9 protein-coding genes and 1 pseudogene are annotated in these 10540 nt (G+C 73.7%); 6 read left to right on the forward strand and 4 right to left on the reverse strand.

Annotation, left to right across the window (positions count from 1 at the left end):
• Positions 1-122: 122 nt before the first annotated feature.
• Complete coding sequence (locus tag ACFXGA_RS37765) at positions 123-2249, reverse strand: discoidin domain-containing protein (RefSeq protein WP_378097179.1); 2127 nt, start codon at positions 2247-2249, stop codon at positions 123-125.
• 189 nt (positions 2250-2438) lie between these two features.
• Here ACFXGA_RS37765 and ACFXGA_RS37770 point away from each other — a divergent pair, with 189 nt between their 5' ends.
• The 4 genes from ACFXGA_RS37770 (at position 2439) to ACFXGA_RS37785 (ending at position 5545) form a co-directional block, all read left to right on the forward strand.
• Entirely contained in the window at positions 2439-3350 is a 912-nt protein-coding gene (locus tag ACFXGA_RS37770; RefSeq protein ID WP_378097182.1) for a DUF1996 domain-containing protein, read from the forward strand.
• On the forward strand, positions 3347-3889 hold the full coding sequence (locus ACFXGA_RS37775) for a DUF305 domain-containing protein (RefSeq protein WP_378097185.1): 543 nt from the start codon (positions 3347-3349) through the stop codon (positions 3887-3889). The genes ACFXGA_RS37770 and ACFXGA_RS37775 overlap by 4 nt, the downstream gene beginning before the upstream one ends.
• A 210-nt stretch (positions 3890-4099) precedes the next feature.
• Positions 4100-4852, forward strand: a complete 753-nt coding sequence (locus ACFXGA_RS37780) for a DUF427 domain-containing protein (RefSeq protein ID WP_378097188.1) — start codon at positions 4100-4102, stop codon at positions 4850-4852.
• A 150-nt stretch (positions 4853-5002) separates the two neighbouring features.
• The gene (locus ACFXGA_RS37785) at positions 5003-5545 is read left to right on the forward strand and encodes a uracil-DNA glycosylase (protein WP_378097191.1); all 543 of its coding nucleotides are present in this window, start codon (positions 5003-5005) and stop codon (positions 5543-5545) included.
• Between the two features lie 279 nt (positions 5546-5824).
• Here ACFXGA_RS37785 and ACFXGA_RS37790 read toward each other — a convergent pair whose 3' ends face one another.
• Complete coding sequence (locus ACFXGA_RS37790; RefSeq protein ID WP_378097193.1) at positions 5825-6877, reverse strand: ATP-dependent DNA ligase; 1053 nt, start codon at positions 6875-6877, stop codon at positions 5825-5827.
• 115 nt (positions 6878-6992) lie between these two features.
• Here ACFXGA_RS37790 and ACFXGA_RS37795 point away from each other — a divergent pair, with 115 nt between their 5' ends.
• Positions 6993-7496: a DinB family protein gene (locus ACFXGA_RS37795; protein ID WP_378097196.1), complete on the forward strand. Its 504-nt coding sequence runs from the start codon at positions 6993-6995 to the stop codon at positions 7494-7496.
• A gap of 108 nt (positions 7497-7604) precedes the next feature.
• On the opposite strand, the gene ACFXGA_RS37800 is transcribed toward ACFXGA_RS37795, so the two are convergent.
• Positions 7605-8057, reverse strand: coding sequence for a cupin domain-containing protein (locus ACFXGA_RS37800; protein WP_378097198.1), 453 nt, complete (start codon positions 8055-8057; stop codon positions 7605-7607).
• Positions 8054-9577, reverse strand: a complete 1524-nt coding sequence (locus tag ACFXGA_RS37805) for a diguanylate cyclase domain-containing protein (protein WP_378097201.1) — start codon at positions 9575-9577, stop codon at positions 8054-8056. The genes ACFXGA_RS37800 and ACFXGA_RS37805 overlap by 4 nt, the downstream gene beginning before the upstream one ends.
• Positions 9578-9749: 172 nt before the next feature.
• On the opposite strand from ACFXGA_RS37805, the pseudogene ruvC reads away from it, so the two are divergent.
• Positions 9750-10331, forward strand: a pseudogene (gene ruvC / locus ACFXGA_RS37810) (crossover junction endodeoxyribonuclease RuvC); the annotation flags it as partial.
• Positions 10332-10540 lie beyond the last annotated feature (209 nt).

Below are 10540 nucleotides of genomic sequence, written 5' to 3' on the forward strand. Positions count from 1 at the left end.
GGGGGGGGGGGCGGCGCGGGGCGGCGCGCCCCCCCCCCCCCCCCGGGGGCCCCCCCCCCCACCCCCCCCGCCCGGGGCGGGGGGGCGGGGGCCCCCCCCCCCCCCCCCCCCCGTCCTGGCGGTCAGCGCCGGTAGACGCCGAACTCGTACAGCGAGTAGCCCCAGCCGGTGCCGCGCTGCGTGGCGTGCAGCCGCACGTACCGGCCGGTGGCCGTGACGTCGATCGAGTCGACGCCGCCGTTGCCGGTCGTGGTGCCGTACACCGCGCGCCAGGTGTTGCCGTCGTCGGACACCTGGATCTCGTACGCCCGGCCGTACGCGCCCTCCCACACCAGCTGCACGTGCTGGAACGTGGTCACCGCGCCGAGGTCCACCCGCACCCACTGCGGGTCGGACCAGTCGCTCGCCCAGCGGGTGGCCGCGTTGCCGTCGGTGGCGTTGGCCGGCGGGAACGGCGCGCCGTCGCCCACCTGCTGGTGGGACGACGCCGTGGTCGGCTTGCCCCGCGCCACGTCCACGCCCGCCGGCTGCGGCGCGACGACCCGCACCGACCTCGTCTCGATGCCGATGTTGCCGCGGCCGTCCTCGGCCATCACGTACACCTTCCACACCCCGAGCCGGTCGGGCGCGGTGAGCGTGAGCCGGTTGCCGTTGACCTGCACGGGCGTGCCGGCCAGGGCCCCGCTGTTGTCGATGTACTTGCTGTTGAACGCGGCCGACCAGGTGATCGGGTCGCCGTTCGGGTCGCTCGCGGCCACGTCGACGTCCAGCCGCGCGCCCGCCGGGACGCTGGTGGGCAGGTTCATCGCGGTGATCACGGGCGGGGTGTTGGCGGGCGTCGCGCCGCCGAACGCCCGCTGCACCGCGTAGAACGACAGCCGCTTCTTGCCCGCCGGGGTCAGGTTGAACCACACCGCGCCGAAGTCGTACTCCGTGCCGTAGTGGAACAGCGTGCCGCCGAACGACACCCCGGGGTGCCCGGTGATGCAGTTCCACGCCCGCGTGTAGCCGTCCCGCTTCTGCACGTCCGTGGGCTCGCTCGGCACGCCGTTGACGTCGTTGGGCACCTCCCACTCACCCGCGGGCCCGGCCTCGGTGAGCAGGTACGGCTTGGTGTGGCCGCCGTTGATCCAGTCCTGCCGGACCTGGCACACGTTGCCGTAGGAGTTCACCGAGTACAGGTCGAGGTCGGGCGCGTGCGCCTTGAGGTAGACCCACGCCCCGGTCCACGCGTCGGTGTTGGTGACCGGGTGGTTGGCGTCGATGGCGTGGATGGCGCGGGCCGCCTCGTTGACGTACTTCGCGTACGCGACGCGCTGGTTCTCCAGCTCCGCGCCGGAGTAGCAGTTCTGCAGGCCCAGGATGGACTCGTTGCCCACGTTCCACATCAGCACGCCGGGGTGGTCCTTGTAGGCGGTCACCCACTGCCGGATCGTGTTCAGCATGTCGTTCTTGTAGGTGGTGTCGGTGACGTAGTTGACGCAGCCGCCGGAGCCGGGGCCGCCGCCGGGCTGCAACCAAAAGCCGTTCATCACCCTGATGCCGTTGGCCGCGGCGGCGTCGAGCAGGGGCCGCGTCGAGGCGTCCGTGCCCCACGTGCGCAACGTGTTGACGCCCATGGACTTCAGCTCCGGCATGTACCGGGCGGCGTCGGCCGCGGGCGGACCCCAGGTCAGGCCCTTCACCGTCCACGGCTGACCGTCCACGGTGAGCTGCCAGTTGCCCTGCGAGCCGGTGACGCGCACGCCCGTGCCGGGCTGGGGGTTCGTGCCCTGGGCGCCGTAGACGCGGAACTCCCACAGCGAGTAGCCGTAGCCGTTGGCGCGCTGGGTGCCGTACACGCGCACGTAGCGGCCGGAGCCGGTGACGTCGAAGCCCTGCCTCCCGCCCGTGCCGGAGGTGGTGGTGTGGACGGTGGTCCAGGCGTTGCCGTCGGCGGAGACCTGGAGCTGGAACGAGGTGGCGTAGGCGGCTTCCCAGTCCAGCTCGACGCGGCTGAGCGCCGAGGTGGCGCCGAGGTCCACCCGCAGCCACTGCGGGTCGCTCCATGCGCTGGCCCACCGGGTGCCGGCGTCGCCGTCCACGGCCGCCGACGCGGGGGTGCCCGCGCCCTCGGTCGAGGACGCCGTGGCCGGCTTGCCCTGGGAGAGCAGCACGGGTGCGGCGCTCGCCGTGCCGGGGACCACTGCGAGTCCCACGAGCAGCGCGAACCCCACGAGCGCCGTGCTGGCGGATCGGAGGCGGTACATGGCGTCTCCTGCCGGATTGTCGGGTCGAGGTGCGGGAGAGCGCTCTCTCAACCCGGCTCGCAGTGTTGCGAACGGACGGCGCGACTGTCAATGAGCATGCCTCTTGACACCTCGACGGCCGACCGGCAACCTCAACTGGGAGAGCGCTCTCCCAGCCGCCACGTCCCGCACGTCGGCAGGAGGACAACGATGTCCCGAACACTCCGCTCGCTGGTCGCGACCACCGCGGCCGGCCTCCTCGCGGCCGTCCTGGCCGCCGCCCCACCGGCCCGGGCCGACGACCTGGTCACGCACCACGAGTTCCAGGCCAACTGCTCGCCCACCGTCCACCGCCCCGACGACCCGATCGTCTTCCCCGGGCTGCCCGGCGCGTCCCACATGCACACGTTCCTGGGCAACAGCTCCACCAACGCGGGCAGCACCACCGACTCGCTGAAGGCGGGGCAGACGAACTGCCGGACGCCCGACGACAAGTCGGCGTACTGGTTCCCGTCGCTCTACAACGGCGACCAGCTCGTCGTGCCCAACTTCCCGCAGGTGATCTACTACAAGTCGGGCATCCTGCGGTACCAGGAGGTCCGGTCGTTCCCGGCCGGGATCCGGTTCGTGGTGGGCAGCCCCACGGCGACGCAGGAGCAGTTCCGCACCGCGCCCGGCGCGGTCGAGGGCTGGGAGTGCGGCGACAGCGCCCACAACTGGGACTTCCCGGCGTGGTGCCCGCCCGGCAGCCAGCTCAACGTCCGCTACCAGGCCCCGAGCTGCTGGAACGGCCGCGACCTCGACTCGCCGGACCACAAGTCCCACATGGCCTACCCGGACCGGGCCACGCTGGTCTGCCCGGCCACGCACCCGGTGCCCGTGCCGATGCTGGAGTTCAAGATGGCGTTCCCGGTCTCGGGCGACATGTCCCGCGTGCGGCTGTCCAGCGGGCGCGGGTACACCTGGCACTACGACTTCATGAACGCGTGGGACGGGCCGACGTTGCAGGCGTTGGTCAGCCACTGCGTCAACGGCGGTCTCCAGTGCGACCCGCGCGGGTACGACCAGTACAAGCCGCACCGGGGCGCCGCCCTCGGGCCGGACTACCGGCTGCCGCGGTGACCAGGGTCCGAACCACCCCGGGGCGCCTGCGGGCGCTCTGGGGCGCGGCCCTGCTCGCGCTCCTGGCCGCGTGCGCCACCGTGCCGCCGCCGGCCGCGCCGCCGTCCTCGGCGTCGGCCTCGCCGTTCAACGCCACCGACTCCGCGTGGATCCAGCTCATGATCCCGATGAACGAGCAGCTCCTGCCCGCGCTCGCCCTCGCGCCGCCCCCGCTGGCCGCGTTCGCGGCGGAGCTGGACGCGTCGCACCGGGCGGAGTTGGGGCGGCTCAAGCGGTTGCGGGAACGGGCGGGGCTGCCGGAGGACAACGTGCACGCCGGCCACCAGATGCCCGGCCTGGTGTCCGAGGCCGACCTGGCGGGGCTGCGGATGGACCCGTCCGGGCTGCCCGCGAAGCTGCGCGAGCACCTGGACCAGTCGGCGTCGCTGGCGAGGGGCGAGCAGGAGAGCGGGGCCGACCCGGAGACGCGGGAGCTGGCCGCGTCGATCGCGGCGGCGCGGGCCGGGCAGCTCGCGCGTCTGGAGGAGGTGTCGCCCTGACCGGGTCGGCGTGGGCGGCCGGGAAATCGCGCGTGCGGGGAAGCGGTGCCCGACCGGTTGGCGCGATCGGTGGCCGGGTGGCACAGGGGCGCGGCCTGACCCCACCGGCGTCGATCCGTCGTGCCGGTCGGGCCGTGCTCCCGGTGTTGGGCAACATCCGAGAAGTGCGGTGTCGTCGCGGCCGGTCGGCTCCGGCGTAGCGTCGGAACCATGAGTGCTGCGGAGCGCGGACGGGTGCGGGTGGAGACCGGGACCAAGCGGGTCCGGGCCTACCTGGCGGGCGAGCTGGTCGTGGACACCACGCGGCCGGCGCTGGTGTGGGAGAAGCCGTACTACCCCACGTACTACTTCCCGGCGGAGGACGTCCGGGCGACCCTGGTGCCCACCGGCGAGGTGAGGCGCTCGCCGAGCCGGGGCGACGGCGAGCTGTTCGACGTGAAGACGTCCGCCGCCACCGCGGCGGGCGCGGGGCTGCGCTACCCGGACTCGCCGCTGGAGCCGCTGCGCGACCTGGTCCGGCTGGACTGGGACGCGATGGACGAGTGGTTCGAGGAGGACGAGCCGGTCTACGTCCACCCGCGCGACCCGTACACCCGCGTCGACGCGTTGCCGAGCAGCCGGCACATCCGGGTCGAGGTGGACGGCGTCGAGGTGGCGAACTCGCACCGCCCGGTGATCCTCTTCGAGACCGGCCTCCCGGCCCGCTACTACCTGCCGATGACCGACGTCCGGCTGGACCTGCTGCGGCCCACCGACCTGCGCACGAGCTGCCCGTACAAGGGCACCGCCGAGTACTGGTCGGTGGTGGTCGGCGACCGGACGCACGAGAACGTGGTCTGGGGCTACCGCACCCCGCTGCCCGAGAGCGGGCGGATCGCCGGCCTGGTCGCGTTCTACAACGAGAAGGTCGACACCTACGTCGACGGCGTGCTGGAGGAGCAGCCCCGCCGGCACGTCCGCTAGCCGGGGCGCACGCGGTGCGACGGCCCGGCCGCACGCGCCGCCCGTACGGCGGATGGTCGGGCCTGATCACTCCGGGGACGCTTGCCAACCATGAACGTCTTCCCCTCCACCCCGAGGGCCCACCGCAACCCCGTGGTCGTCGCTCGGAAGATGGCTCTGCTCAAAGCGCCCCACCTGGCGAAGTTGACGGAGTTCGCCCAGCGCATCGCCACCGAGCGCAAGGTCGACGTGCCGCTGTTCGACCCGGCGAGCGGCGGCGTGGACTCGAAGGTGCTCCTGCTGCTGGAGTCGCCGGGGCCCGCGTCGGCGGGCTCGGGGCTCAACTCGCTGGACAACGACGACCCCACGGCGGCGAACCTGTTCACCGCGATGGCGGAGGCCGGCCTGTCGCGGAAGGTGTGCCTGAACTGGAACGTGGTGCCGTGGCACCTGGCCAACCGCGAGCCGAGCCCGGCGGAGCTGCGGGCGGCGGTGCCGTACCTGGTGGAGCTGCTGCGGATGCTGACCGCGCTGAAGGTGGTCGTGGTGCTCGGCAGGCCCGCGGGCACGGGGTGGAACCTGTCGGGCCGCGGCCACAAGCTGAAGGTGATCAACGCCCCCCACCCGTCGCCGCTGTCGATCAACCGCGACCGCGCCTCCCGCTGGCCCCAACTGGTGACCGCCTTCCGCCAGGCCGCCGAAGCCGCCGACTGACCTCGACCGGGAGGGGCGCGGCCGGATCCGCCGCGGCCGGCCCGCGCCTGTGATGACGCGGGGCTCGCTTCGGCAGTGCTGGGCGCGCTCGCGTCGGTGCCGGGCGGCGCGGCGTTGCGTGGCGTGGGGCGGGGCTGTGTGGCGTGGGGCGGGGCTGTGTGGTGTTGCGCGGGGCGGGGCGGCGTGGCTTGGGCTGGGCGGAGCGGCTGGGTGCGGGCTCGCATCCTGAACTGAGCCGTCCCCGAGCCGCGCACCGACCAGCACGGCCGAGGGCACGGCCTACCCGCCGAACAGCTCCAGCAGCTCCGCCGGCGGGACCTCTTCGAGCTGCGCGTACGTGCACGACTCGGGCGTGCGGTCCGGGCGGAAGCGGACCAGCCTGCTCGTGTGCCGGAACCGCCGGGCCTGCAGGTGCTCGTACCGCACCTCCGCCACCAGCTCCGGCCGCAGGGGCTCCCACGACAGGGTCTTCGCCGGGTTCCACCGGCTCTGCGCGCCCGGCGTGGTCGCGTCCAGCCCGGCCCACTCCGCCCACGGGTGGTCCGCCCGCGCGCCCTCGCGGTACGGGGCCAGCTCGTCCAACAGCTCCCGGCGGCGCGCGGCGGTGAAGCTGCTGGCCACGCCGACGTGGTGCAGCACGCCCGCGTCGTCGAACAGCCCGAGCAGCAGCGAGCCGACGCCCTCGCCGTCCTTGTGCGGCCGGAACCCGGCCACCACGCAGTCGGCCGTGCGCTCGTGCTTGACCTTCCACATCACCCGCTTGTCCTGCTCGTACGGCAGGTCCGTGCGCTTGGCCACGACCCCGTCGAACCCCGCGCCCTCGAACCGGGTGAACCAGTCCTGGGCCTGGTTCGGGTCGTCCGTCGCGGGTGTCAGGTACAGGCCGGGCACGTCCCGCAGCACACCTTCCAGCAGCCGCCGCCGCTCGCCGAACGGCGTGGCCGTCAGGTCGCGGTCCGCCAGCGCGAGCAGGTCGAACGCGACGAACGCGGCGGGCGTGTCCGCGGCCAGCCTGCGGACCCGGGACGCGGCCGGGTGCAGCCGGAGCTGGAGCAGGTCGAAGCTCAGCCCGTCCGGGGTGACGATGACGATCTCGCCGTCGACCACGCACCGCGGCGGCAGCCCGGACCGCAGCAGCTCGACCACCTCGGGGAAGTACCTGGTCAGCGGCCGGTCGTTGCGCGAGCCCAGCTCCAGCTCGTCGCCGTCGCGGAACACCAGGCACCGGAACCCGTCCCACTTCGGCTCGTAGACGAGCCCCGGCTCGCGCGGCACCGAGCGCACGGCCTTGGCGAGCATCGGCCGCACGGGCGGCATCACCGGGAGGTCCACGCCGCCGAGCGTAGGTCGCGGCGGCGGATTTCACCGTGGAAGCGAATTGAGGACAGTAGTTGACCGCATGGGGGCCTAGCGTGAGGTCATCGCCGAAACGGGAGGCAGGACCACCATGAACGCCACGACCACCGCCACGACCGAGCTGACCGACCTGCTGTCGACCCTGGACAGGCACCGCGGGTTCCTCCGCTTCACCGTGCGCGGGCTCGACGACGAGCAGGCGCGGCTCACCCCGACCGCGAGCCGGCTGTCCCTCGGCGGGCTGATCAAGCACGTCCGGGCCGTGGAGGAGGGCTGGATGCGGTTCGCCGTCGGCGGCGCGGAGCTGATGGAGAGCGAGCCCCAGGACTGGGAGAACGGCTTCCGCATGCTCCCCGACGAGACCCTGGACGGCCTGCTGGCCGACTACGAGGAGACCGCGGCGAAGACCGAGCGGCTGCTGCGCGGGCTCGACCTGGACACCGCCCACCCGCTGCCGGTCGCGCCGTGGTTCGAGCCGGGCGTCTCCTGGACCGTCCGCCGCGTGGTGCTGCACCTGATCGCCGAGACCTCGCAGCACGCGGGGCACGCCGACATCATCCGCGAGACGATCGACGGCCAGAAGACGATGGGCTGACGGCCGGCGCACCACGTCGGCGGGTGGGAAGACGACGGGCTGACGGCCGGTGCCGGAGCCGGCGCGCCACGTCGGCGGGCGGGGAGACGACGGGCTGACGGTCGCGCGCTAACGCCGGCAGAGCCGGCGCACGGCATCGGCGTGCGAGGGGTAGCGGGGGACCAGGGTGTCCGCCTCGCCGAAGGCGACCACGTCGTCGGTGTAGGGCGGCACCACCACCGTGCCGACCAGCGACCACCCGCCGTCCGGCTCGCTGCCCTGCCACACCCCGGCGGGCACGACGACCTGCGGCCGCTGCCCGGCGGCCAGGTCCGGGCCGAGCACGGGCGTGGTCACCGCGCCGTCCGGGTGCAGCAGGAGCATCCGCAGCGGCGCGCCGCGGTGGTGGGCGTAGATCTCCACGTGGTCCAGCCGGTGCAGCGCGGAGAACTCGCCCTCCCGCAGCAGGTAGTAGATCGCGGACACCTCGGGGGAGCGCCACGACTGCCCGAACCAGCCGCCCTCCACCGGCAGCTCGGCCAGGCCCAGCGCCGCGATGACGTCGTCCGCGCCCACTGTCACGGCAGCTCCGCCTCCACCGGCTCGTGCACCACGACCATGCCCTTGCCCAGCCGCTTCGCCGTGTACATCGCGGCGTCCGCCGTGCCGAGCAGGTCGTCGGCGGTCAGCGACGGGTCGAACCCCGGGCGGTGCGAGATCCCGATCGACGCGCGGATCAGGTGGGATCCGTTCGCGGTCCGGTGGGGCCCGTCCAGCGCGGCCAGCACCCGCCGCCCGATCTCCTCCGGCGGGTGCGGGTAGCCGTCGACCAGCACCCCGAACTCGTCGCCGCCCAGCCGGGCAACCACGTCCTGCGGCCGCACGCACGACTGGAGCCGCGACGCCACGACCCGCAGCACCGCGTCGCCCTCGGCGTGGCCGTAGTTGTCGTTGACGTCCTTGAAGCCGTCCACGTCGATGAACAGCAGCACCAGCGGCGACGGCCCGGCCAGCGCCGCCTCCAGCCGCTCCCGGAACAGCACCCGGTTCGCCACCCCGGTCAGCGGGTCGTGGTACGCCTGGTGCCGCAGCCGCTCGCGGCTCTCCCGCAACTGCTCCAGCAGCTTGACGTTGTCGATCAGCGTGATGAGCTGCCGCGCGATCACCAGCAGCACCACGCCGAGCCCGACGTAGATCTCCACCGGGTTCAGCCGCACGCCGGTCGCCGTGCCGACCACGATGAACAGACCCGTGACCAGCATCGGCAGGTACGGCACCAGCAGGTGCAGCAGCTCGCCCGCGCGCAGCCGGGTGGAGCCGACCCGTTCCGGGGCGGTGTCGGCCGGCGCGATCGCGCCGAGGAGGAACAGCGCCGGGCACACCATGAACCCGATGTCGGCGGCCGTCGGGATCGCGGTCGCGCCCTGGCTCACCAGGTACGCGAAGATCCAGCCCGACGCCGACTGGGCCAGCGCCGCCAGCGCGATGAACAGCACCGGGAGCTGCCGCACCGACCGGTGCGTCCACGACGACACCAGCAGCACGACCACCAGCACCAGGTAGGCCGCCGGGTGCGCCACCACGGACGCGAACCCGGGCCCGGACGTGGCCCACGCGCGGACCATCGACTCCAGCGCCGAGACCCACGTCAGCACGAACAGCGAGCCGACCACGATCAGGCAGTCGAGCACCACCACGAGCCTGTTGCGGTGGCCGGGCAGCGTGCCCGGTCCGCCGTGCGCGAGAACCAGGATCGCGCACAGCCCCAGCGCCGGCACCAGCATGAACGCGAGCTGCGCCAGCGTGGACGAGGGCAGCGACACCCCGAGGAACACCTGGCCCCAGATCCACGCGGCCAGGCCGACGACCAGGCTCGCCATCGACGCGGCCATCCACAGCCGCCACCGTCGCGCCGTCCCCTGCCGCCGCTGCGCCGCCCGCCAGTAGGACACCATCGCGGCGGACGAGGCGAGCAACTGGGTGAACTTGTCCACGGCCACCGACGCGGGCCGGTCGAGCACACCGGAGACGACGAGCCAGACGAGGCCCACGACCAGGGCGCAGACGGCACCGGAGACGACGCCGAACCGCCTCAGGGACATGGCACCCCGCTCACGCCACTGGAGCCGATCAGTTGACCGAGTCACTGTAGTGACCTCGTGACACTGTGTCGATCGGGGGTGTCGGCGCGCCCCGCGCGTGTCACGACGGCCCGCGGCGGAGGTGACCACTAAGGTTTCGAACTGGTGTTCGTCGGCGGGTGAAGGGGCCAGTGTGCGCGTGTTCGGGGTCGACCCTGGGTTGACCCGGTGCGGGTTCGGCGTGGTCGACGGCGGCGCGGGCCGCACCGTGCGGCCGGTGGCCGTGGACGTGGTGCGCACGCCGGCCGACGCGGACCTGGCCGTGCGGCTGCTCCAGCTGTCCGACGAGGTGGAGCGCTGGCTGGACCGCTACGAGCCGCAGGTGGTGGCGATCGAACGGGTGTTCAGCCAGCACAACGTCCGGACCGCGATGGGCACCGCGCAGGCGGGCGGCGTGGTCGCGCTGTCGGCCGCGCGCCGGGGCCTGCCGGTGGTGTTCCACACGCCGAGCGAGGTGAAGGCCGCCGTCACCGGCTCGGGGCGTGCGGACAAGGCCCAGGTCACCGCCATGGTGACCAAGTTGCTCGGCCTGAAGACCGCGCCGAAGCCCGCCGACGCGGCGGACGCCCTGGCCCTGGCCATCTGCCACCTGTGGCGCGCGCCGATGCGCTCGCGCCTGGAGGAGGCCCAGGCCCGAGCCGTCGAACTGGCCCGCACCCACCGCGCCCGCCTCGCCCAGGCCGGCGCACGGGCATCGGCCACCCGCACCCCACGCCCCACCACGACCACCCCCACCCCCACCCCCACCCCCACCCCCACCCCCACCCCCACCCCCACCCCCACCCGCACCGCCACGCCGGCCTCCGCCGCAGCGACCCGCGCCGCCGCGACCCCCCCCACCCCCCCCCCCCGGGGCCCCCCCGCGCGCGCGGACGCCGCGCGCCCCCGGGGCGGCTTAAAAGAAAAACTGGGGGGGCGAGGTGT

Origin of the sequence: Actinosynnema sp. NPDC059335 (assembly GCF_042752395.1) — a bacterium.
In the GTDB taxonomy this organism is placed as follows: Bacteria; Actinomycetota; Actinomycetes; order Mycobacteriales; family Pseudonocardiaceae; genus Actinosynnema.